We start from the raw sequence: 22,220 nt of genomic DNA on the forward strand, positions 1-22,220 counted from the left end.
CCGCGGGCAGCGGCTAGAGCTCTCCGAAGAGCAGGTTCCCGGGGGCGTCCTCCTCGGTGCCGGTGTAGTACTCCCGCACCGCGTCGAGGAGTTCGTCCACGGAGAGGAATCCGTCGTGGTCCGCGTCGATCCGGGCGAACAGCGCGTCCGTGTCCTCGCGGTTCAGCTCGGTGTCGAAGGCGAGCTGGGCCGCGTGGAACTCCTCCGGGCTGATCCGCCCGTCGCCGTCGGTGTCGACGATCGTCAGGATCGCCCGCACCATCGGGCGGAAGGAGCGGTCGTAGGCGGGCCCGCCCTGCGCGTACAGGCGGGTCATGCCCGTCTTGTACTCCTCGGTCGTGACCTTGCCGTCCCGGTCCACGTCCAGCTCGGTGAACAGGTCCTGCCAGAAGTCGACCAGCCCGCCCATCACCGCGGTCCCCTTGGGGGAGGTCGCCGGCTCGCTGAGGGCCGACAGCAGGCGGGAACCGAGGTCGATGATGTCCTTCTCGTCGATCACCTGGTCCCCGTTGGAGTCCAGGTGGGCGAAGGCGCGGTCCAGCTTGCGGTCGAGCAGGTCGTTCGTCATTTCAAGTGCCTTCCACGGCTACGGTGCGGGGTTCTGTGATCACCTAGCGTAATCTCCTGCGTGATCACGAACTCCCGTTATCCCGCTAGGAAGTTGTGGATGCACTCTTACGAGGTATGGGTCAACGGCGCCGAGGAACAGGGCATCCGGTGGGTCTACTGGCCGCGGGTGGGTCAACTCCTGCGCGAGCCCTTCGCGGTGCTCGGGCTCAAGGCCCGGCTGGAGCGCGGCGAGGACCTGCCGTACGACGACCGGCTGCTGGCCGGCCGCGTCGCCATGTCCGCGCCCGAGCAGGGCCTGCGCGCCCTGGCCGCCGCCCGCGCCGCCCAGCCGGGATGGGCCGCGGTCCCGCTCGCGGACCGGATGGAGCTGCTGCACGGCATCCACCGGGCCGTCGTCACGCGGCGCGAGGAGCTGACCGGGCTGCTGGTCGCCGAGGGCCACCCCCTGCGGCTGGCCGCCTGGGAGCTGGACTCCGTCACCGCCTCCTTCCACCCCGACTCCGTCGCCGACTTCGCCGCCCGGCTGCGTGAGCCCGAGCGCACCTGCGCCGGCCGGCGCACCCGCATGGTGCGCAAGCCCGACGGGGTGGTGTGCCTGAGCCCGCCGCGCAACGCCCCGACCTCCAACTCCTTCTACGGGGCGCTGGCCCTCGCCGCGGGCAACAGCCTGGTCGTCAACGCCCCGCCCACCGCGCCGCTGGGCGTCGGCTTCGTCTACCGGGAGATCGTGGCCCCCCTCCTGGAGCGGCTCGGCGCCCCGCCCGGCACCCTGAACGTGCTCTGCACGCACGCCCGCGCCGTGGTGCGCCAGTGGCTGGACAGCCCCGACTGCGACGACCTCGTCTTCTTCGGCGGCTCCGAGCAGGGCCTCAAGCTGGAGCGGGAGTGCGTGGCCGCGGGGAAGAAGCCCGTGCTCGAACTGTCCGGCAACGACGGGGTGCTGGTGTGGCACGACGCCGAGACCGACCTGGCCGCGCGGGCCCTGTGCGAGCGGTACTACGGCTCCGGGCAGATCTGCATGACCCCGAAGTTCGCCATCGTCCACCCGCAGGTGGCCGACCGGCTGCTGAAGGAGCTGACGGAGCAGGTGCGGGAGATCCGGCCCGGACCGCCGGAGGATCCGCGCACGGTCCTGAGCCCGGTGGTCAAGCGGGCGGAGTTCACCGAGTTCCTCGGCGAGGTGCTGGCGGCCGGCGGGGAGCTGCTGTGCGGCGGGGAGTTCGTCGACGTGGACGACGAGCCCTCGGCGGCCGGCCCCTTCATCCGCCCGGCCGTCGTCCGGGTGGACGGGCTGGCCGCGGCCGCCCGGCTGCGGGCCTTCCGCGAGGAGACCTTCTTCCCGCTGCTGTGCGTGGTCGTGCCCGAGGAGCCCTTCCGGCTGGAGGAGGCCATCGGCTTCCTCAACGCCAACCGCTACGGCCTGCGCAACTCCCTGTGGGCCCAGGACGAGCAGGTCGTCGGGCGGTTCTGCGAGGAGGTGGTCAACGGCGGCATGCTGAAGGTCAACGACTCGCACATCGGCTGCCTGCCCGCGGTCCCGTACAACGGCGGTACGGGGGCCACGGGCGGGATCTTCGGCGAGGCCAACCTGCCCGCCGTGCGCACCACCCACCTCCAGTCGATCGCCGTCGCCACCCTGGTCCGGCCGCGGGAGGCGGTCTTCGACCACGCGGCGGCCTGCGGGACGGGCCCGGCGGGTTCGGAGGGTTCGGCGGGTACGGAGGGCCCGGCGGGCGGTACGGGCTGAGTTCTTGTTCCGGGCAACCATTCGGGACGGTCCGGCGTCGTACGAACGTACGCACGTTGTACGTACGACGGATGGGGACAGGGTGTTGAAGGAGCGAAACCCGCGGGACCCGCGAGGCCCGCGGAACCCGCGCGGGCGAGGGGCCGCCTGCGCGGGGGTGATCACCATGACGCTGTGGCTGGCCGCGGCCGGACTGCTGGCCGCGCAGCCGGCCGAGGCGGCGACCGGCGGGTGCGCCGGGAGCCTGGTGCGGACGCTGTCGTTCTCCACGGGGGAGGTGCGCGTCTACAAGACCCGCGACCGGGCCTGCGCGGTGGCGGTCGCCCGGGAGCCCGGACAGCGGCGGGCGATGTCGGTGAGCATCCAGCCGCGCGGTGGCTTCCCGGTACGCGATGCGGGGCAATTCACCCGTTATGCCGGACCCGTCACCGCCCATGCGATCCATCGCTGCGTGTATGTAAAGGGGAGCGTGGGCGGCGGATCCGTCGATTCCGGCTGGATCCTTTGCTGACGGTGCGGCCCAACTAGGTCTGTTCAGCCGCGTGTTCCCCCGGCTAGGTTCACGGCGACCGATGTGAACTCATGGGGAGTGTGAATGCGCAAGAAGCTCGGATGGCTGCTGTCGCTCGCGGTGCTGATCGGCACCGTGGGCGCGGCCGGCACCACGGCGCAAGCGGCCACCGCCGCGGAACCGTCCGCCGTCACGGATGCCACCGCCACGGATGCCAAGGCCGCCACGGAAGACATCAAGGACCGGATCCTCGCGATCCCCGGGATGAGCCTGATCGAGGAGAAGCCGTACCCCGGATACCGCTTCTTCGTACTGAACTACGAGCAGCCGGTCGACCACCGCGCGCCGTGGAAGGGCACCTTCAAGCAGCGCCTGACCCTGCTGCACAAGGACGTCACGCGCCCCACGGTGTTCTTCACCTCCGGCTACAACGTGAACACCAGCCCGCGCCGCAGCGAGCCGACGACCATAGTCGACGGCAACCAGGTGTCGCTGGAGTACCGATTCTTCACCCCGTCCCGCCCCGACCCGGCCAACTGGTCGAACCTGGACATCTGGCAGGCCGCCAGTGACCAGCACCGCGTCTTCACCGCCCTGAAGCGGGTCTACAAGAAGAACTGGCTCGCCACGGGCGGCAGCAAGGGCGGCATGACCGCCACCTACTTCGAGCGCTTCTACCCGCGCGACATGGACGGCGTCGTCGCGTACGTCGCCCCCAACGACGTGGTGAACAAGGAGGACTCGGCCTACGACCGGTTCTTCGCCAAGGTCGGCACCAAGGAGTGCCGCGACAAGCTGAACGCGGTGCAGCGCGAGGCGCTCGTGCGCCGCGACCCGCTGGAGGCCAAGTACGCGGCCGCCGCCGCCGAGAACGGCTGGACCTTCACCACCGTCGGCAACCTCGACAAGGCCTACGAGGCCGTCGTGCTCGACTACGTGTGGGCCTTCTGGCAGTACAGCCTGCTCGCCGACTGCGCCACCATCCCGGCCGCGGCCACCGCCACCGACCAGGAGATCTGGGACACCATCGACACGATCTCCGGCTTCTCGGCCTACGCCGACCAGGGCCTGGAGACGTACACCCCGTACTACTACCAGGCGGGCACCCAGCTCGGTTCCCCCGACATCAAGCAGCCCCACCTGGGCAACCTGAGCCGCTACGGCTACCAGCCGCCGCGCAACTTCGTGCCCCGCGACATCCCGATGACCTTCCAGCCGGCGGCGATGCGGGACGTGGACACCTGGGTCAAGCACAACGCGAACCAGATGCTCTTCGTCTACGGGCAGAACGACCCGTGGGGCGCCGAACCCTTCCACCTCGGCTACGGAGCCCGCGACAGCTACGTGATGATCGCCCCGGGTGCCAACCACGGAGCCAGCGTCTCCAAGCTCATGGACGCCGAGAAGGCGCTGGCCACCGAGAAGATCCTCGCCTGGGCCGGAGTGGCCCCGGCCGCCGCGCCCGGCGCCGCGAAGGCCGCGCCGCTGGCGAAGCCGGACGCGCAGCTCGACCAGCGCGACATCGAGCGCGAGCCGATGCTGCGCCCGTAGCCCCGCGGGAGGACCCGGCAGCGGGCCGCGGGAGGGCTGCGGGGGCTACCCGTACGCCAGCCCGTGGCCCAGCGGGTAGCGGCCCGGCACCGGGACGGGCAGCCGCCCGGTGGGCCGTACCGTCCCGGTGAGCACCCGGGCCGCCGCCCGCATCTCCGCGTCCGACCAGGTGTACGTGGCCAGTTCGGCCGCGCAGGCCGGCAGCCGGGCCGGATCGTAGGGATTGCGGATCGCCACCAGGACCACCGGCACCCCGGTGGCCAGCAGGCCGGCGACCAGCTCGCGCTGCGGACTCCCGCCCTCGGGGACGTTGTACGTGCACACGAGCACGGCCGCGTTGCCGGGGGCGGCCGCCACGGCACGGCCCGGCGGCAGGGCCGTCGCCCGGCAGCCCAGCGCGGACAGCTCCCGGGCCAGTACCGCGGTGGGGGGTCCCGTCGTACCCGTGGGGGAGACCGGGTCGGTGCCGGTGACCAGGAGCAGCGGCCGGTCCGCCGGATCCAGCGGCAGCAGCCCCGCCGGATTGGCCAGCAGGGTCGTCGTACGGTCCGCGATCTGCCCGGCGGCCGCCAGGTGGGCGGGGGTGCCGACCGTCGCGTCCACCGCGTCCATCGCCCGGGCCGGATCCGTGCTCGCGTCCCGCGCCGCCGCGTCGAACAGGCCCCGGCGGGCCTTCAGTTCCAGGATCCGCAGCACCGACTCCTCGATCCGGGCCCGCGTCAGCTCGCCCGACTCCACGGCCGCCAGCACGCTGCGGACGGCCAGCCCCAGGTCCGGCGGGTTCAGCAGCTGGTCGCAGCCCGCCTTCAGGGCCAGCACCGGGACCCGGTCGTCCCCGTACTTCTGGCGGACCCCGGCCATGTCGAGGGCGTCGGTCACCACCACCCCGCGGAAACCCAGGCGTTCGCGCAGGATCCCGGTGACGATCGGCCGCGACAGGGTCGCCGGATCGCCCGAGGGGTCGAGCGCGGGGAAGACGATGTGGGCGGTCATCACCACGTCCACGCCCGCCTCAACGGCAGCCCGGAAGGGCGGCTCGTCGAGTTCCTCCCACTGCTCGCGGGTGTGGGTCATCAGCGGCAGCCCCACGTGGCTGTCCGTGCCGGTGTCCCCGTGTCCCGGGAAGTGCTTCGCCGTGGCGGCCACCCCGGCGCCCTGGTAGCCGCGGATCTGGGCCGCGACCAGGGCCGCCACCGCCTGCGGGTCGGCGCCGAAGGACCGTACGCCGATGACCGGGTTGGCGGGATCGACGTTCACGTCGGCCACCGGGGCGTAGTTGTGCCGGATGCCCATGGCGGCCAGCTCGGTGCCCGCGAGGCGCGCGGCCCGGCGGGCCTCGGCGGTGGAACCGCCGCTCCCCAGGGCCAGAGCCCCCAGCGCCATGGCCCCCGGGAGCAGGGTCGCGGGGCGGCCCACGCGGGCGACGGCGCCGTGCTCCTGGTCGACGGAGAGCAGCAGCGGAACGCCCGCGACCCCGTTCACGGGGGCCGTGGCCGCCCGCTGGAGCCCGGCCGACAGTTCGGCGATCTGGCGCGGGGAGCGGGTGTTGTGCGCCCAGCCGAAGTAGACGATCCCGCCGAGGTGGTAGCGGGCGACCAGCTCGGCGGGGGTGCGCACCCCGAACGCCTGCTGGTTCAGCGCGGCGTCCTCGGCGTCGGGTTCGGTCGCCGCGTGCCCGTACACCCGCGACACGAAGAGCTGCCCGACCAGCTCGGCCAGGCCCATCCGCTCCATCGTCTCGCGCGGCTCGGCCCCCGACGGGTGACGGGCGGCGGAACGCCCCGGCGGGCGGTCGCCCGGCCGGGGATCGTCGGGGGCCGGGCCGGCCGGCTCCCGGGCGGAGCCCACCGCGGCGGATGCGGCCCCCGCGGCGGTGACGGCGGCGACGGCGGCCACGGTGAGCAGGGTCCGGCGGGAGGCGTGGTTCGGCACGCGCCGGACGCTACTGCGGGGCGGGGCCTTCGGGGCGGGGGACACTCGCGGAGTCCCCCGGACGGGGGGTGACCCGGGGCCAGTGTTCGCGCAGGGTCCGTACGGCCTCGGTGATCGCGGGCCGGCGGGCGGCCCCGGTCCGCCACAGGGCGTACAACCGGCGTACGGGGCCCGGCTCCAGCGGTACGGCCACCGCGCCGGGCGGCAGCGTCCCGGTGCCCAGCCGCGGTACGACGGCCACCCCGAGCCCGGCGGCGACCAGCGCGACGATGGTGTGGTTCTCCTCCGCGACGTGCGTGAGGTCGGGCTCGAACCCGGCCGTGCGCAGGGTCCGTACGAGCCAGTCGTGGCAGACCCGGCCGGGTGGCTGGCACACCCAGCGCTGCCCGCCCAGGTCGGAGCGGTGGATGACCTCGCGGGAGGTGAAGGGGTGCCCGGCGGGCACCACCAGGTCGCAGCGGTCGTCCCCGATCACGGCCTGCTCCACGCCCTCGGGGGCGGGCAGCGGGGCGATGTCCCAGTCGTGGGTCACCGCCAGGTCGGTGACCCCGCGCGAGACCAGGTCCATCGACAGGTGCGGGTTGATCTCCGTGAGCCGTACTTCCAGCGCCGGGTGACGGTGGGCCAGGTCCGCGAGGACCCCGGGGAGCAGGCCGCGGGCGGCCGAGGCGAAGGCGGCCACGCGGAGCCGGCCGACGGGCTGGCCGCGGGACTCCTCCAGGGCGGTCTCGGCCTGCTCCGAGATGTCCATCAGCTGCTGGGCCGTCGCGGCCAGCAGTTTGGCCTCCTCGGTGAGGGCGACACCGCGGCCGTGGCGTTCGAGCAGGGTGGTGCGGGTCTCCCGTTCCAGCTTGGCGATCTGCTGGGAGACGGCGGAGGGGGTGTACCCGAGGGCGGCCGCGGCCGCGCCGACCGAGCCGTGGACGGAGACGGCGTGCAGGGCGCGGAGCCGCGAGAGGTCGAGCATGCCAGGCAGCCTAGGGCCTGCCGTCGCGGCTGGATGAAGCAACGCTACATCCGACCCTGAAGACATCCGCGCTAGTGCTAAATGGTTGAGGGGCGGACGCTCGGACCATGCGACCCATTCACACCGCCCTAGCGGTTCTCGTAGCCGCGGTCTGGGGTTTCAACTTCGTCGTCATCGAGTTCGGGCTCGGATCCTTCCCGCCGCTGCTGCTGTCCGCCCTGCGCTTCCTGGTCGCGGCCCTGCCGGCGGTGTTCTTCGTCGGGCGGCCCAAGGTGGCGTGGAAGTGGATCGTCGCGGTCGGGGTGGTCCTCGGCATCGCGAAGTTCGGTCTGCTGTTCTCCGGGATGGCCAACGGGATGCCCGCCGGGCTGTCCTCGCTGGTCCTCCAGGCGCAGGCGGTGTTCACGGCCGTGTTCGCGGCCGTCGTGCTCAAGGAGCGGCCGGGCCGGCTGCGGATCGCGGGCATGGCCGTGGCCTTCGCGGGGATCGCCGTGGCCGCCGTCGACGAGGGCGCCTCCGGGCCGGTGCTGGGCTTCACGATGGTGATCGCGGCCGCCGCGTGCTGGGGCGTGTCCAACGTGCTGACCCGCAAGGCGTCCCCGCCCGACGCGCTGAACTTCATGGTGTGGGTGAGCGTGGTGCCGGTGCTGCCGCTGGCCGGGCTGTCACTGCTGATCGAGGGCCCCGAGCGGGACCTCGCGGCGCTGCGCGGGCTCGACTGGAGCGGGGTCGGGGTCATCGTGTACCTCGCCTGGATCACCACGGTGTTCGGCTTCGGGGCGTGGGGGTTCCTGCTGCGCACCTATCCCGCCTCCTCGGTGGCCCCGTTCTCGCTGCTGGTGCCGGTCTTCGGGATGAGCTCGGCGGCGCTGGTGCTGGGGGAGGAAGTGAGCGCGCTGCGCTGGGTGGCGGCCGTCCTGCTGGTGGGCGGGGTGGCGGTGACCTCCCTGGTCCCCTCGAAGCCCCGGGCCGCGGCGCCGCTGCCGTCGGACGGCCCGGAGTCCGCGGCCGAGGACGCGGTGGGGGCCGCACCCTCGGCCGCGGCGGTGGCCGCGTCGGGCGCCGTGTCGGGTGCCGTATCGGGTGCCGTGTCGGGTGCCGCGGCCGCGGCGGTGTCCGGCTCCCCGGCGGAGGTTCCGCTTCCGGCGGCGGGCGGCCGCTAGGCCGTCTCTTTCGGATCTTGTCGGCCGAGCCCGCGGCGTCCGGTGCCGTGCCCGGGCGTGCTGCCGGGGCGTTCGCGTACTGGGCGTACGCGGTCGCCCCGGCAGTGCGGCCGGGCGCGGTGCCGGGCGTCGCGGGCCCGGCAAGATCCGAAAGAGACGGCCTAGCCGCCGCCCGCTCCGGCTCCCGGCGGGTCAGACGCCGTTGAAGGGCTCCTTGGCCAGCAGGTATCCGGCGTGGAGCCGATTGCGGGCGCCGATGCTCTTCATGATGTTCGCAATGTGGCGTTGACAATTGCGCAAAGAAATACCGACCACATGGGCTATTCTGTTGTCCGATTCGCCCTGAATGAGCAGTGAAACGATGGTCTGCTGAATGTCGGAGGTAATCGCGGCGCGCGCCGACTGATCATTTTCCGAGGTGAATTTCTCGGCCGCGCTCCAGGCCCGCTCGAAGGCCTCCGACAGGAACGAGACAAGGTGGCTATTTCTCGATACCGCGGCCCCGTGCGAGCCGTCCGTGAGCGGGATGATCGCCACTTCCTTGTCGAAGATGATGCAGCGCGGAAAACCGCCGGCGAGCGTGCACACTTCCGCGCCGAGCGGTGTCACCCGCCCCACGAAGGAGGCCGTGGCCGGGCTGAACCGGGCCGTGTGCTGGTAGAGCGTGCGCATGCGCACCCCTCGCCCCAGCAGGCGTTCGGTCCGTTCCAGGCTCTCGGAGAGCACCTCTTCGTCCCGGGCGCCGCCGGGCTGGGAGGTGAGCACCTCGGTGCGGCTGCCGTCCGCGAGCCCGGCGATGAGTTTGCGCACGTCGCCGAGGCCCGGCACGACCTCCAGTGAGGTGTCGTCCCGGACGTCCGCCGTGCTCATGGTCAACTCATCCAGCTCGCCGCGCAGTTGATCAATGAAGGACTGGGTCTCGTTCAGGCTGTGCTGCGCCGGATTGAGGACCTTGATGCGGGCGTGCTCGACGGGGTACGGGGTGTAGATGCCCGTCACGGGGCACTTGCTCAGGAGCCCCAGATCGTCGAGCGCGTCCGCCGCCTCCTGCACCTCGGCGGCGCTCATGTCCAGGGCCGGGGCCGCTGTTTCGCACGTTGTACCCGGTGTTCGGGTGACGAACCGGTAGAGACGGTCCCCGGCGTGGGTGAGCCGGGGCACTGCAAAAGGATGGACTTGTCTGATTGAGTTCAATTCATCCCCCTGTCATGTTTTCGCCAGCGGCAACATGATCCCAGAAAGGGATGGCTCCGGATGTCGTCGAACGGACAGGATGATGCCGAAGCTGATCCGGACCGCAAGACATCTTGAGGGGCAGGCAAGCATGCCACGTATAGCGAGTTTCCTCATCGCCATTGCGGCAACTTTCGCCGTGACCGCCTTCCTCGCCCCGTCGACGAGTGGTGCGGCGAACCTCGCCGGCGCCACTGGTCCGGGTCAGGTAGTCAACGATCTCGGCTGGGGATGAGATGCCTCGTAGTAAGTCGTACAACACGTACTCCAACCTGCAGCGCCCTGAGTTCCGCAAGCGCGTCGACGAGCTCCTGCTGAAGTTCGAGCGGGACTTCTACGAGCGCAGCGCGGGCGCCGACGGGATGCTCGACAAGGAGAAGTTCGACCTCGAGCTGTACAAGCGGCACAACGTCGAGACGATGATCCGGATCGGCCTCAAGCGTGCCGTCGACCCGCTCATCGCCAACTACTGGGCCACCCGGGACCCGCAGCTCTGCAAGGAGTGGGGCCTGTACGGCGCGGAAGAGGGCCGCCACGACCGCATGTTCGCCGGCGACCTGCACAAGGTCGGCATGACGGACGAGGAGATCTACGCGATCCGTCCGACCTTCGCCACCGAGCTGCTCAACGGGTACTTCTACTACACGATGGCCACGGAAGGTCCGCTGGCCGCGATGATCAGCGGGTTCTACCTGGAGTACATCGCAGGCAAGACCCAGCCCGACTGGCTCGACATCATGGAGCAGCACGTCGGCGCCGACAAGACCAAGGGCGCCCGCGCCCACCTGGCCCTGGACGACGACGACGACCACGTCGACATGGTCTGGAACCTGATCATGCGCATCATCAAGGACGAGGCCGACGAGGAGCGCTTCGTCGGGCACCTCATCAAGATCAACTCGCTGTTCGTGTCCTACTTCGTCGAGGTCTACGCGGCCACCGTGCTCGGTGCCGGCGCGGACGCCTCGCTGCTGACCCAGGCCGCACCGGCCGCCGCCGTACAGACCAACCTGCAGACGAAGGCCACCGTTTCGGTCTGACCGACCGGCCCACACCTGCCGGCGACGCCCTGAAGAGCCGTGAGGCCGAAGGGCGGTAGGGCCGACACCCCCGCAGTCCGGCGATCCCGGGCATTGCGTTCCAGATGTGCCGTGCCGCCCCCTCGGGGGCAGCGCCGCGATGTCCGGGGTCCGGCTGCTCCACCGTCTACTCACCAAGGAAGACGATGCATTATTCATGGCCTCGCGAACTGTCCGAACAGGACATGCGCGAAATGATCGAGCTGATGGACGCCGTCGCGGTCAAGGAGAGGACCCTCGGCTTCTACGAACCCGTGGGACTGGAGAAGGGCCTGCCCCTGATGCGGGCCTTCGAGGCCGACCTGCGCAAGGGCGCCGTCGACCTCCTCCACGTCCGCACCGACGAGGGCCGCATCGTCGGCATGGTCACGCTCGCCAGGGCCCCGCTGCCCGCCCGGCGCCACATCGTCGAAATGCGCCGCTGCGTCGTCGCCCCCGACTACCGCGGGCAGTTCCTGCTCGAAGGCTGGGCCGAGGCCCTGCGCAAGGTCGGCGAGATGGGCTGCGACGTCATCACCCTCGAAGTCCGCGACGACGGCCCCGCCGGACTCTGGCAGCGCCTGGGCTTCCGTGAATACGGCCGGCTGCCCGACTACGCCCGCGCCGACGGCCGCCCCGTCACCGGCTTCTACATGCACGCCCGACTCGCCGACATCACGGACCACTTCGAGGCCACCGGCACCTGGCTGCACGAGCTCGAATCCGACCGCGTCGCGGTCGCGAGCTGACCCCCGGGCCGCCCTCCCACCCCGGTCCGGTCCCCGTACCGGCAGGCCGTAGGCGCAGCACCCCGTACGCGCACCGCGCCTGAGACACCTCCCGCGCACCCGCACCCGCGCCCCTCCCTACCGCCGCGCCGCCCCCAGGGCCGCGCAGGCCCCCGCACCGAGCACGCCGTACGCCGTCCCGGGCCGATCCGCCCGTGCGGTACGGCCCTTCGCGGCCGACCGGCCGGTGCGATCCGCTCACCCGTTCACCCCACCCACCGCCCGCCGGGGCGCACTTCGCCGTGCGCCGGACGGGCCCCGGGACCCCACCACTCCACCGAAGGGCACAGCCATGTCCAAGATCGCCGTCCTGACCAACGACCTCCAGTACGAACTGGTCGAGAAGAACCCGGAGCGCGTCGCCGCCGTCGAGGCCGCGACCCCCCACTTCACCGGCTTCCTCGACGAGATGCGCAGCCGCGGCCACCACATCTTCCACCTCCAGCTCGTCAACGACCCGGACGACCCGAACGCCGAGCGCTACGACGGCTACCTCCCGGTCCAGCGCGGCACCCACGGCGCCGACATCATCGAGGCCTTCCTGGCCCCCGAGGACGTCGTCATGGAGAAGAGCAAGGACTCGGGCTTCTACGAGACCGACCTGCACGAGCGCCTCCAGGCCCTCGGCGTGGACACCGTGCTGATCACCGGCATGCAGACGCAGATATGCGTCCAGACCACCGCCGCCGACGCCTTCTTCCGCGGCTACAACATCTGGGTCCCCTCCGACTGCGTCGTCTCGGCCCGCCTGGACGACAAGCAGCGCGCCCTGGACTGGCTGGAGGGCTACTGCGCCACGGTGAGCGACTCCGCCGAGGTCATCAAGGTCCTCGACGCCGAGGGCGGGCTGCCCCGCAAGAACATCAAGACCCCGTGACCACGCCCCTCCCCGCAACGACCCGTTCCAGAAAGGAACCGGCATGACCACGAGCGTGGATCCCACCGAATTCATCGTCCTCGACCACGGCACCGGCGCGAAGCTCAGCCAGGACCTCCTCCAGGTGATCGCCGCCACCCTCGGCGACGTCTACATCGGCATCATGGAGGACAGCGCGATCCTCAAGATCGAGGGCGACCGCATCGCGATGACCACCGACTCCTTCGTGGTGGACCCGCCGTTCTTCGGCAACGGGGACATCGGGAAGATCGCGGTCTGCGGCACGGTCAACGACCTGGCCGTGGCCGGCGCCCGGCCCAAGTACCTCACCCTCGGGATGATCCTGGAGACCGGGCTCCCCATCGCCAAGCTGGTCCGGGCCCTGGAATCGATCCGCGACACCGCCCGCGAGGCCGGCGTGCAGATCGTCGGCGGGGACACCAAGGTGGTCCGCAAGGGCGAGGCCGACCAGATCTACCTGAACACCGCGGGCGTCGGGGTCTTCGAGCGCGAGCCGCTCACCATGACCGACGTGCGCCCCGGCGACAAGGTGATCCTCAGCGGCCCCATCGGCAACCACACCGTGCACCTGCTCTCCATCCGCGAGGGGCTCGGCTTCGAGCAGCGCGTGGACAGCGACTGCGCCCCGCTCAACGGGCTCGTCGACACGGTCCTGTCGAACACGGTGCCGGGCGCCGTCCGCTCGATGCGCGACGTCACCCGCGGCGGCCTGACGGCCGTGCTCCACGAGTACGCCGGCAAGCTCGGCCGCACCATCCGCGTCACCCAGGACGACCTGCCCATCCAGCACGAGACGGCCATGGCCGCCGACATGCTCGGGATCAACCCGCTGCACTGCGCCAACGAGGGCTGCCTGGCGCTCTTCGTGGACCCGGCGGCCGAGGCCGAGGTACTGGCGGCCCTGCGCTCCCAGCCCTACGGCAAGGACGCGGTGACCATCGGCGAGGTCTCCGAGGACACCGAGGGCCTGGTGCTGCTGCGCGACGCGGACGGCCGCGAGACGCAGCTGGAGGAACTCCTCGGCGCCGAACTCCCCCGGCTCTGCTGAGAAAGGGACCGAGGAAACCGCCATGAGCAGCACCGAGCAGCAGACCGTCACGGAACGGCCCGACGGGACCGGCAGCGCCGACAGCGCTGTGGAGGAGTGGCGCATCCGCGTCACCGGCGTGGTCCAGGGCGTCGGCTACCGGCCGTTCGTCTACAAGCTGGCCCGTGAACTCGGCCTCTCCGGCTGGGTTCGCAACGACCCCGAAGGCGTGCTGGTGGAGGCGTCCGGACCGGTCGCCGCCCTGGAGGAGTTCGCGGCGGGCCTCAGCGGCCGCGCCCCCGAACTCGCCCGGGTGGACGAGGTCCGGCCGACCCGGGGACTGGACCGCGGCACCGTGCCCGCGGGCCCGTTCACCATCGTGCACAGCGAGCACACCGGAGCCCGGTCCGCGCTGCTCCCGGCGGACACCCACGTATGCGGCGACTGCCAGGCGGAACTTCGCGACCCGAAGGACCGCCGGCACCGCTACCCCTTCATCAACTGCACCAACTGCGGGCCCCGGTACTCCATCATCCAGGACCTGCCCTACGACCGTCCGATGACCACCATGGCCACCTTCACCATGTGTGCGGACTGCAAGGCCGAGTACGAGGACCCGATGGACCGGCGCTACCACGCGCAGCCCAACGCCTGCCCGGACTGCGGCCCCCGGCTGCTGCTCCAGGACCGCGAGGGGGGCACGGCCGAAGGGGACGAGGCCCTCCTGCGGACGGCCCGGGTGCTGGCCGACGGCGGGATCGCGGCCATGAAGAGCGTCGGCGGCTTCCACCTCGTGGTGGACGCCACCAACCCGGAGGCCGTGGCCCTGCTGCGCAGCCGCAAGCGGCGCGACTCCAAGCCGTTCGCGGTCATGGTCCGCGACCTCGCCACGGCGCAGGCCCTGGTGGAGCTCTCCGAAGCGGAGATCGACGTCCTGCGCTCGCCGGCCCGGCCCATCCTGCTGGCCCGCAAGCGCGCGGGCTCCCTCCCGGAGTCCGTGGCCCCGCGCAACCCCAACCTGGGGATCATGCTGCCCTCGGCACCCCACCACCACCTGCTGCTGGACGAGCCCGGCCTCGAAGCGCTCGTCGCCACCAGCGGCAACATCTCCGGCTACCCCATCGCCTACCGCAACGAGGAGGCCCTGGAGCAGCTCTTCGAGATCGCGGACGTGATCCTCTACCACGACCGCGACATCGAGATCCGCGTCGACGACTCGGTGGTCCGCCTCTCCGACCACCCCGAACTCGACGAGCCGCTGCTCCAGTTCATCCGGCGAGCCCGCGGCTACGCCCCCTACCCGGTGGACGTCGGCCGCGAGGTGGCCCCCGTGGTCGCCCTCGGCGCCGAACTGAAGACGACCGTCGCCCTCACCAACGGCTCCCAGGTCTTCCTCAGCCAGCACATCGGCGACCTCAAGAACGACGAGACCTTCGCCGCGCACCACCGCACCGCCCGGCACCTGGCGCAGCTGTACGCGCTCAAGCCGGAGGTCACCGCGCACGACATGCACCCGCAGTTCCGCTCCACCCGGGCGGCGCTGGACGACGACGGCACGGGCCCGGCCCTGCCCACCGTGGAAGTCCAGCACCACCACGCCCACATGGCCTCCTGCATGGCGGAGAACCACGTCACCGGCACCACCCTCGGCGTGATCTTCGACGGCTTCGGCTACGGCGAGGACGGCACGGTGTGGGGCGGGGAGTTCCTCCTCGGGGACTTCGCCGCCTACCGCCGGGTCGGCCGGATGCGCCGGCTCCCCCTGATCGGCGGCGACCAGGCCGTCCGCGAACCCATCCGCACCGGGTACGCACTGGCCCTGGACGCCTTCGACGGGGACGGGGACCGGGCCCTCGCGGGCTTCCCCGCCCTCGCCGCCCTCGACGCGCAGCGCCGCCAGGTCTTCGCGACGATGGCGGCCCGCGGGATCAACTCCCCGCCCACCTCCAGCATGGGCCGCCTCTTCGACGGGGCCGCCGCCCTCGCCGGGGTCTGCGCCAAGGCCGAGTACGAGGCCCAGGGCCCGATCGAGCTGGAGGGCCTGCTCGACCGCGACTCCACCCGCGAGCCGCAGGCCTCGTACCGCTTCGGGTCCTACGAGGCGGACGGGCTGACCGAGGTGGACCCGCGTCCCGTGATCCGGGCCATGGCCGCGGACATCGCCGCCGGACTGCCCGTGGAGCGGATCAGCCGCCGGTTCCACACGGCCGTCGTCGACATGGTGCGCGAGCGCTGCAACGCCCTGCGGGAGGAGACCGGCGTCCAGCAGGTCGCCCTCTCCGGAGGCGTGTTCCTCAACGAGTTCCTGCTGCTCAACTGTCTGACCGGGCTGACCGCCGACGGGTTCGACACCTATGTCCACCGGCTCGTTCCGACCAATGACGGAGGGATCGCCCTCGGCCAGGTCATGGTCGCCGACGCCCGCTCACACCTGCTCACACCTGAGGAAGTGACGACGTGACCACCCTCACGCCGGACGAGATGTACACCTTCGTCGAGGCGCGCGAATCGGGCGCCCGGACCTACGCCAACGCCTTCGGCAAGCTCCTCGCCGAAGGACACGGCGCACGCATCCGCGACGGGCACGGCCGCGAGTACCTTGACTGCCTCGCCGCGGCGGGCACCCTCGCCCTGGGGCACAACCACCCGGCCGTCCTGGCCGAGGTGGGGGAGTACCTCGCCTCCGGTCAGGTCCAGCAGGCACTGGACCTGACCACGCCCGCCAAGTACGAGTACCTCCGGGCGCTGTACGCACAGCTGCCCGCCGCCATGGCGGACACCTTCAAGACGCAGTTCTGCGGACCGGCGGGCACCGACGCCACCGAAGCCGCGATCAAGCTGTTCAAGATCGCCACCGGCCGCCGGACGGTGATCTCCTTCCACGGGGCCTACCACGGCATGACGGCGGGCGCCCTCGCCCTCACCGGCAACCTGGGCGCCAAGGAGTCCGTGCCCTCCCTCATGCCGGACGTCCACCACCTCCCCTACCCCTACGACTACCGCTGCCCCTTCGGCATCGGCGGCGAGGCGGGCATCCGGGCCGGCCTCACCTACATCGAGCGGCTGCTCACCGACCCGGAGAGCGGCATCACCAAGCCCGCCGCGGTCTTCGTCGAAGCGGTCCAGGGCGAGGGCGGGGTGATACCGGCGCCGGCCGCCTGGCTGCGCGGACTGCGGGAGATCACCGCCCGGCTGGACATCCCGCTGGTCCTCGACGAGATCCAGGCCGGCTTCGGACGCACCGGCACCATGTGGGCCTTCGAGGAGTCCGGGATCGAGCCGGACGCCGTCCTGGTGTCCAAGGCGGCCGGCGGCGGCTTCCCGCTGTCGCTGCTGCTCTACCACGGCAAGTACGACGCCTGGACGCCCGGAGCCCACGCGGGCACCTTCCGCGGCAACCAGATCGCCCTGGTCGCGGGACTCGCCGCCCTGCGGGTCACCGAGTCCGAGGGACTGATCGAAAAGGCCGCCGCCAAGGGGAAGCTGATCGCCGGCCTGCTCGGCCGGCTGGCCGCCGGCCACCCCGAGATCGGCCAGGTCCGCGGCCGGGGACTGATGTGGGGCATCGAGATCGTCGACCCCGCGGGTCCGGCCGACCAGCTCGGTTCCCTGCCCGCCGACGGGGCCCGGGCCAAGCGCATCAAGCGCGCCTGCCTGGACCACGGGCTGCTCCTGGAGAGCGGCGGCCGGCACGGAGCCGTGCTCCGGCTGCTTCCGCCACTGGTGATCACCGACGAGGAGATCCACGAGATGGCGGCGGCCCTGGAGAAGGCTCTGATCGACTGCGCCTGAGCCGGAGAAGCCGGTTCGGCACGGCAGAGCACGGATCCACGAAGAGTAGGGACAGCGAACATGGCAATGGCCACGGGAACGAACAACGGCGGCGAGTGGCGGGTCGACTTCGACGCGGAGGTCGTCTTCAGCAACGGAGGCGCCCTGCAGATGCAGGGGTTCCGCCTGGACATCCCCGGCGAGGACATCGACGACGGGGAGCTGGGCGAACTGATCGTCCGCCACCTCGGACTGCTGATGGTCGGCAGTACGAAGATCACCCGCAGGGAGCTGCTCCAGGAGCCGCACAAGGGCTCCCGGAACACCGCTTCCGCCGGCCCGGTCCGCACCACGACGGACCTGACCGGCCCCGCGACCCGGGCCGCCTGGCCGACGGGCCCGGGCGGCGCCGTACCGGGCCTGGCCGGCCTGGTGAACCTTCCCGTGGTCCTGGTCCGGCTCCTCGGAGCCGGGCAGCCCGTCGCCGACCGGCTCGCGCTGGCCCCGTTCGACCTCGCGGGGCACGCCGTCCTCGTGCAGACCGGCCGCGCGGCCGGCCCGTACCTCACCGAGGACGCCGTGGAGCTGCTCGCCGGGCAGGGCGCACTCCTCGTCGCGACCGACAGCCGCGAGGGCAACGGGCCGGTGGCGGCGGCGCTCGCCGCCGCCGGCCTGCCCGCCCTCACGGGCCTGACCGGCCTGGACGCCCTCCCGGCGACCGGGGTCCGCCTGCACGCCGTGCCCTTCCCCGGGCAGGACACCTCATTGATCAGGGTCTACGGAGTCACAGATGACCACCACTGACCAAGCCGGCCTCCCGGAGGCCGGTGCGGCGGCGGCCACCCCCGGCCCCGCCGCACCGGCGGCGGCCACCACCGCCGCGGCACCGGCGCCGGGCCGGCGCCCCCGCAGGGAACTGGCCGCCGCCACCGTCGGCTCGGTCGTCGAAGCGTACGACTGGACCATCTACGGCATCCTCGCCCCCTACTTCGCCGAGGCCCTCTTCCCCGGCACCTCGCCCACCGCCAAACTCATCGCCGCCTACCTCGGCTTCGCCCTCGGCTTCCTGGTCCGGCCGCTGGGCAGCGTGCTCATCGGCCGCCTCACCGACACCCGCGGCCGGCGCTACGGACTGACCCTCACCGTCGGCCTGATCGCCGCCGGCTCCCTGTTCCTGGCCGTCGTCCCCGGCTACGCCTCCATCGGCCTGGCGGCGCCGCTCCTGGTGGTCGGGGCCCGGCTGGTGCAGGGGCTGTCGGTCGGCGCGGAGAACCCGAGCGTGGCCGCGTACGTCACCGAGACCGCACCGGCCGGCCGCCGCTACTTCTACAGCGCCGTCTCCTACGGGGGCGTGGTGCTGGGCAGCGCCCTCTCCTTCATCGTCATGAACGTCCTGCTCGGGGTGTTCGGGGAGAGCGGAGTCGAGGAAGGCGCCTGGCGCTTCGGCTTCGTGTTCGGCGGACTCCTCGGGCTGACCGCCCTGTGGATCCGGCGCGGCGCGGCGGAGAGCGCGGTCTTCACGGCCGCCGCGGGCGGGGCCGCGCAGGGAGCGGCCCCGCCCACGACGGGGCAGGACAAGGCGCCGGCCGCGAAGGCGCCGGCCGCGAAGGCGCCGGCTGCGAAGGCGCCGGCTGCGAAGGCGCCGGCTGCGAAGGCGCCGGCTGCGAAGGCGCCGGCTGCGAAGGCGTCGGCCGCCAAGGCCCAGGCCGCCAGGGCGCCGAGCCCCTGGCCGGTGCTGCGGGCCCATCTCGGGCGGCTCGCCGTGGTGTTCGCCATCACCTCCGGGGCCACCACCGCCTTCTACTTCGTCACCGTCGACTTCCCCTCGTACGCCGAGAGCGCCGGGGCCGCCACCAAGGAGGAGACCTCCGCCGCACTGCTCCTCGGCATGGTGGCGCTGCTCGCGGCCATGCTCGGCGGCGGCAGGGCCGCCGACCGGTTCGGCGCCCTGCCCGTGCTGCGCCTGGGCTTCGCCGGACTCGCCCTGGGCAGCGTGCCGCTGCTCCTGGCCATGAACGCCGGACGGGTCCCCGTCCCCCTCGTCACCGTGGTCCTGCTCTCCCTGCTGGGCCTCCCGCTCGCGGTGAGCAACGTCTTCGCGGGGCAGCTGTTCCCGCCCGCCGTGCGCGCCGTCGCCGTCGGACTGCCCACCGCGGCCGCGATCAGCCTCTTCGGCGGCACGTTCCCGGTGCTCGCGGAACTCCTGAGGTCGGCCGGCCACAACGCCTGGCTGCCGTGGTGGCCCGCCCTGACCGCCGCGGCGGCGCTGGCCGCCTCGTGGGCCGTACGGGAACACCCCGGTCCCGAGCACCCCGTGTCCGTAACCCCTCATGCCTAGAAGGACGCCATGACTGCACTGCTCGAAGGTCTCGACGCGCTGATGCCGGCCCTGGAAGCCGACTACCGCGAACTGCACACCCACCCCGAACTCGCCTTCCAGGAGAAGCGGACGGCGGCCCTCGTCGCCGAGCGCCTCGCCGCCCAGGGCGGCTGGGAGATCACCACCGGCGTCGGCCGCACCGGCGTGGTCGCCGTCCTGCGCAACGGCGAGGGACCGGTGGCCATGCTGCGCGCCGACATGGACGCACTGCCCGTCAAGGAAGCCACCGGGCTGCCCTACGCGAGCACCGAGACGGCCACCGACGAGGCGGGCGCCGAGGTCCCGGTGATGCACGCCTGCGGGCACGACCTGCACGTGGCCGCGCTGATCGGATCCTGCGCCCTGTTCGCCCGCAACCTCGCGGCCTGGCGGGGCACCGTCGTCGCCGTCTTCCAGCCGGGGGAGGAGAGCGGCTACGGAGCCCGCGAGATGGTCGAGGACGGCCTCTTCGAGCGCTTCCCGCGCCCCGACGTGATCCTCGGCTCCCACGTGGGCCCCGGCCCGGTCGGCCTCGTCGCGACCCTGCCCGGCACGGTCATGGGCGCCACCGACTCGATCACCGTCACGCTCTTCGGGCGCGGCGGTCACGGCTCGAAGCCCGAGGCTGCCGTCGACCCCGTGGTGATGGCGGCCTCGCTCGTCCTGCGGCTCCAGAGCGTGGTCTCCCGCGAGATCGCCGCCCAGGAACCGGTGGTGATCACCGTCGGCAAACTGCACGCCGGCACCACCGCCGCGGTCATACCCGACACGGCCGAGCTCGGCATCAACGTGCGCACCAGCTCCGCACCGGTCCGCGAGAAGGTCCTCGCGGCCATCGAGCGGCTCGCGCGGGCCGAATCGGCCGCCGCGGGCGCGACCGCCGACCCGGAGATCACCTCCGTCTACCACCTGCCGATGACCGTCAACGACACCGCGGCCGCCGAGCGGGTCGCCGACGCCCACCGCGAGCACTTCGGGGCCGGCGCCGTCATGACGATGGGCCCGACCACCGCCAGCGAGGACTTCGGACTCCTCGCCACCGCCGCCCAGGTCCCCTCGGTGTACTGGTTCTACGGCGGCCTCGACCCGCAGGCCTTCGGCGAGGCGTTCGCGGCCGGCAAGCTGGAGGAGCTCCCGCAGAACCACTCCTCCACCTTCGCCCCCGTCGCCGGACCCGCGCTCTCCGTCGGCATCCGCACGATGGCCACGGCCGCACTGCCCTGGCTCGCGCCCGCCGATGCCGCGGCCGCCGCCGATGCCCCGGCCGACGCCGACGCCGACGCCGACGCCGACGCCGACGCCGACGCCGAGACCGACGCCGACGGCGCGGGTGAGGGGGGCGGGACGGCATGAGCACCGACCGGCCGCACATCATCGTCCTGCACCGCTGGCGGGACACCCACGCGCACTACACCGACTACCTCGACCACGGCGCCGCCCACGTCACCTACGTGAGCACCGAGCTCGGCCGCGCCTCGTTACCGGCGGCCGCCGCCGCGGTCACCACCGTCGCCCTCACCGACGACCTGCCCGCCGTCCGCGCGGCCGTCACCGGGCTCGTGGCCCGCTTCGGCGCCCCGGCGCGGCTGATCGCCCTCAACGAGGGGGACCTGGACACGGCCGCGCTGATCCGCGAGGAGTTCGCGATACCCGGCCAGCACACCGCCGAACTGGCCGTGTTCCGCGACAAGCTGACCATGTGCCGCACGGCCGAGGCCGCCGGACTGCCGGTCCCCGCCTTCGCCCCCGCCCCCGACCCGGCCGCCGTGCTCGCCTTCGGCGAGGCCCACGGCTGGCCGCTGGTCGTCAAACCGCACCGCGGCACCGCCAGCCGGGGCGTGGTCCAGATCGACTCCGCCGCCGCACTGGCCGGACTCGGCTCCCTGGCCGCCGCCCTGGCCGCCGAACCGCACCTCGTACAGAGCTACGTGGACGGGCCGATCCTGCACATCGACGGCCTGTGGGAAGGCGATTCCCTCGGCAGCTGGACCGTCTCGCGCTACGTCGGCGGCACCTGCGCCGACTTCACCCAGGGCACCTGGCTCGGCTCCGTCGAGGAGGACGACCCCGCACTCCTGGAGGTTGTCGAGGCCTTCGCCGCCGCGGTCGGACCCGCCCTCGGCGGCTCCCGGCCCTGGGTCTTCCACCTGGAGGCCTTCGTCACCCCGGCCCCGGACGGCGGTCCCGCCCTGGTCTTCCTGGAGTGCGGGGCCCGGGTGGGCGGCGGGGAGATCCCCTTCACCTGGCGCGACGTCCACGGAGTCGACCTGATGGCCGCCGCCGTGGACATCCAGCTCGGTCTGACCCCGGTCCTGCCGCCGCTCAAGACCGGCGGGGTCGGCGGCTACCTGCTGCTCCCGCTCCCGGTCCCCGCCCCCTGCCGCGTCGAAGCGGCCGGCTGGACACGGGAACCCGCGCCCGGCCGGCTCCCGTACGCCGTCAAGCACGCACCGGTCGGCTCCACGGCCCCGGCGATCAGCGGCTACGAGCACGTCGGCACCCGCTTCCGCTTCCGCGGCGCCACCACCCGGGAGGTCGAGGCCGCCATCACGGAGTCCGCGAACTCCTTCCGGCTGACCTGCGTACCGGTCGGAGCCCCGTCCGCCGACGGCCCGACGGGCTGACCCCCACCCCACGTCTCGCAC

Annotated in this window: 18 protein-coding genes; 14 read left to right on the forward strand and 4 right to left on the reverse strand. The window is 72.4% G+C overall.

All coding sequences use genetic code 11. From position 1 onward, the window contains the following. Positions 1-13 precede the first annotated feature (13 nt). Positions 14-568 (reverse strand): EF-hand domain-containing protein, encoded by a 555-nt coding sequence (locus ACIA8F_RS17480; protein WP_399379654.1) that lies wholly within the window; start codon positions 566-568, stop codon positions 14-16. Between the two features lie 99 nt (positions 569-667). Between ACIA8F_RS17480 and ACIA8F_RS17485 the strand changes: the two genes are divergently transcribed. The 3 genes from ACIA8F_RS17485 to ACIA8F_RS17495 all read left to right on the forward strand — a co-directional run bounded on the left by ACIA8F_RS17485 (position 668) and on the right by ACIA8F_RS17495 (position 4,379). Further along, positions 668-2,317 (forward strand): aldehyde dehydrogenase family protein, encoded by a 1,650-nt coding sequence (locus tag ACIA8F_RS17485; RefSeq protein WP_399379656.1) that lies wholly within the window; start codon positions 668-670, stop codon positions 2,315-2,317. Positions 2,318-2,483: 166 nt separating this feature from the next. Next, positions 2,484-2,828: a hypothetical protein gene (locus ACIA8F_RS17490; RefSeq protein WP_399379658.1), complete on the forward strand. Its 345-nt coding sequence runs from the start codon at positions 2,484-2,486 to the stop codon at positions 2,826-2,828. Between the two features lie 84 nt (positions 2,829-2,912). Beyond that, positions 2,913-4,379, forward strand: a complete 1,467-nt coding sequence (locus tag ACIA8F_RS17495) for a S28 family serine protease (protein ID WP_399379660.1) — start codon at positions 2,913-2,915, stop codon at positions 4,377-4,379. 45 nt (positions 4,380-4,424) lie between these two features. Here the strand turns inward: ACIA8F_RS17495 and ACIA8F_RS17500 are convergent, their stop codons facing one another. After that, positions 4,425-6,311 (reverse strand): glycoside hydrolase family 3 protein, encoded by a 1,887-nt coding sequence (locus ACIA8F_RS17500; RefSeq protein ID WP_399379661.1) that lies wholly within the window; start codon positions 6,309-6,311, stop codon positions 4,425-4,427. A gap of 10 nt (positions 6,312-6,321) precedes the next feature. Beyond that, entirely contained in the window at positions 6,322-7,278 is a 957-nt protein-coding gene (locus tag ACIA8F_RS17505; protein ID WP_399379663.1) for a LysR family transcriptional regulator, read from the reverse strand. A 107-nt stretch (positions 7,279-7,385) separates the two neighbouring features. Between ACIA8F_RS17505 and ACIA8F_RS17510 the strand changes: the two genes are divergently transcribed. Further along, complete coding sequence (locus tag ACIA8F_RS17510; RefSeq protein ID WP_399379665.1) at positions 7,386-8,441, forward strand: EamA family transporter; 1,056 nt, start codon at positions 7,386-7,388, stop codon at positions 8,439-8,441. Positions 8,442-8,633: 192 nt separating this feature from the next. Here ACIA8F_RS17510 and ACIA8F_RS17515 read toward each other — a convergent pair whose 3' ends face one another. Then, on the reverse strand, positions 8,634-9,602 hold the full coding sequence (locus ACIA8F_RS17515) for a LuxR C-terminal-related transcriptional regulator (protein WP_399379667.1): 969 nt from the start codon (positions 9,600-9,602) through the stop codon (positions 8,634-8,636). 308 nt (positions 9,603-9,910) lie between these two features. Between ACIA8F_RS17515 and ACIA8F_RS17520 the strand changes: the two genes are divergently transcribed. The 10 genes from ACIA8F_RS17520 to ACIA8F_RS17565 all read left to right on the forward strand — a co-directional run bounded on the left by ACIA8F_RS17520 (position 9,911) and on the right by ACIA8F_RS17565 (position 22,199). Next, positions 9,911-10,714, forward strand: a complete 804-nt coding sequence (locus ACIA8F_RS17520) for a hypothetical protein (protein ID WP_383940410.1) — start codon at positions 9,911-9,913, stop codon at positions 10,712-10,714. 224 nt (positions 10,715-10,938) lie between these two features. After that, complete coding sequence (locus tag ACIA8F_RS17525) at positions 10,939-11,481, forward strand: GNAT family N-acetyltransferase (RefSeq protein ID WP_399379668.1); 543 nt, start codon at positions 10,939-10,941, stop codon at positions 11,479-11,481. A gap of 331 nt (positions 11,482-11,812) precedes the next feature. Beyond that, entirely contained in the window at positions 11,813-12,397 is a 585-nt protein-coding gene (locus ACIA8F_RS17530) for an isochorismatase family cysteine hydrolase (RefSeq protein ID WP_327306640.1), read from the forward strand. 43 nt (positions 12,398-12,440) lie between these two features. Next, positions 12,441-13,466 carry a hydrogenase expression/formation protein HypE gene (gene hypE, locus ACIA8F_RS17535; RefSeq protein ID WP_399379670.1) on the forward strand — a complete coding sequence of 342 codons (1,026 nt, stop codon included), beginning with the start codon at positions 12,441-12,443 and terminating at the stop codon, positions 13,464-13,466. Between the two features lie 22 nt (positions 13,467-13,488). Then, entirely contained in the window at positions 13,489-15,906 is a 2,418-nt protein-coding gene (hypF, locus tag ACIA8F_RS17540) for a carbamoyltransferase HypF (protein ID WP_399379672.1), read from the forward strand. Continuing rightward, entirely contained in the window at positions 15,903-17,237 is a 1,335-nt protein-coding gene (locus tag ACIA8F_RS17545) for a diaminobutyrate--2-oxoglutarate transaminase family protein (RefSeq protein ID WP_399379674.1), read from the forward strand. The genes hypF and ACIA8F_RS17545 overlap by 4 nt, the downstream gene beginning before the upstream one ends. A 60-nt stretch (positions 17,238-17,297) precedes the next feature. After that, entirely contained in the window at positions 17,298-18,020 is a 723-nt protein-coding gene (locus ACIA8F_RS17550; RefSeq protein ID WP_399379676.1) for a hypothetical protein, read from the forward strand. Further along, complete coding sequence (locus ACIA8F_RS17555; RefSeq protein WP_399379678.1) at positions 18,007-19,554, forward strand: MFS transporter; 1,548 nt, start codon at positions 18,007-18,009, stop codon at positions 19,552-19,554. Before ACIA8F_RS17550 ends, ACIA8F_RS17555 begins: the two co-directional genes overlap by 14 nt. Before the next feature lie 9 nt (positions 19,555-19,563). Next, positions 19,564-20,928, forward strand: a complete 1,365-nt coding sequence (locus ACIA8F_RS17560; RefSeq protein WP_399379679.1) for an amidohydrolase — start codon at positions 19,564-19,566, stop codon at positions 20,926-20,928. Then, positions 20,925-22,199 (forward strand): acetyl-CoA carboxylase biotin carboxylase subunit family protein, encoded by a 1,275-nt coding sequence (locus tag ACIA8F_RS17565; RefSeq protein ID WP_399379680.1) that lies wholly within the window; start codon positions 20,925-20,927, stop codon positions 22,197-22,199. Before ACIA8F_RS17560 ends, ACIA8F_RS17565 begins: the two co-directional genes overlap by 4 nt. The last annotated feature ends 21 nt before the right edge of the window (positions 22,200-22,220 follow it).

The organism is Streptomyces sp. NPDC051563 (genome assembly GCF_044454225.1).
Taxonomy (GTDB): domain Bacteria; phylum Actinomycetota; class Actinomycetes; order Streptomycetales; family Streptomycetaceae; genus Streptomyces.

What these genes read in the sequence shown, in the direction of transcription:
- ACIA8F_RS17480 (WP_399379654.1), bottom strand. Translation starts at nt 568, where the DNA reads ATGACGAACGACCTGCTCGACCGCAAGCTGGACCGCGCCTTCGCCCAC.
- ACIA8F_RS17485 (WP_399379656.1), top strand. Translation starts at nt 668, where the DNA reads ATGCACTCTTACGAGGTATGGGTCAACGGCGCCGAGGAACAGGGCATC.
- ACIA8F_RS17490 (WP_399379658.1), top strand. Translation starts at nt 2,484, where the DNA reads ATGACGCTGTGGCTGGCCGCGGCCGGACTGCTGGCCGCGCAGCCGGCC.
- ACIA8F_RS17495 (WP_399379660.1), top strand. Translation starts at nt 2,913, where the DNA reads ATGCGCAAGAAGCTCGGATGGCTGCTGTCGCTCGCGGTGCTGATCGGC.
- ACIA8F_RS17505 (WP_399379663.1), bottom strand. Translation starts at nt 7,278, where the DNA reads ATGCTCGACCTCTCGCGGCTCCGCGCCCTGCACGCCGTCTCCGTCCAC.
- ACIA8F_RS17510 (WP_399379665.1), top strand. Translation starts at nt 7,386, where the DNA reads ATGCGACCCATTCACACCGCCCTAGCGGTTCTCGTAGCCGCGGTCTGG.
- ACIA8F_RS17520 (WP_383940410.1), top strand. Translation starts at nt 9,911, where the DNA reads ATGCCTCGTAGTAAGTCGTACAACACGTACTCCAACCTGCAGCGCCCT.
- ACIA8F_RS17525 (WP_399379668.1), top strand. Translation starts at nt 10,939, where the DNA reads ATGCGCGAAATGATCGAGCTGATGGACGCCGTCGCGGTCAAGGAGAGG.
- ACIA8F_RS17530 (WP_327306640.1), top strand. Translation starts at nt 11,813, where the DNA reads ATGTCCAAGATCGCCGTCCTGACCAACGACCTCCAGTACGAACTGGTC.
- hypE (WP_399379670.1), top strand. Translation starts at nt 12,441, where the DNA reads ATGACCACGAGCGTGGATCCCACCGAATTCATCGTCCTCGACCACGGC.
- hypF (WP_399379672.1), top strand. Translation starts at nt 13,489, where the DNA reads ATGAGCAGCACCGAGCAGCAGACCGTCACGGAACGGCCCGACGGGACC.
- ACIA8F_RS17550 (WP_399379676.1), top strand. Translation starts at nt 17,298, where the DNA reads ATGGCAATGGCCACGGGAACGAACAACGGCGGCGAGTGGCGGGTCGAC.
- ACIA8F_RS17555 (WP_399379678.1), top strand. Translation starts at nt 18,007, where the DNA reads ATGACCACCACTGACCAAGCCGGCCTCCCGGAGGCCGGTGCGGCGGCG.
- ACIA8F_RS17560 (WP_399379679.1), top strand. Translation starts at nt 19,564, where the DNA reads ATGACTGCACTGCTCGAAGGTCTCGACGCGCTGATGCCGGCCCTGGAA.
- ACIA8F_RS17565 (WP_399379680.1), top strand. Translation starts at nt 20,925, where the DNA reads ATGAGCACCGACCGGCCGCACATCATCGTCCTGCACCGCTGGCGGGAC.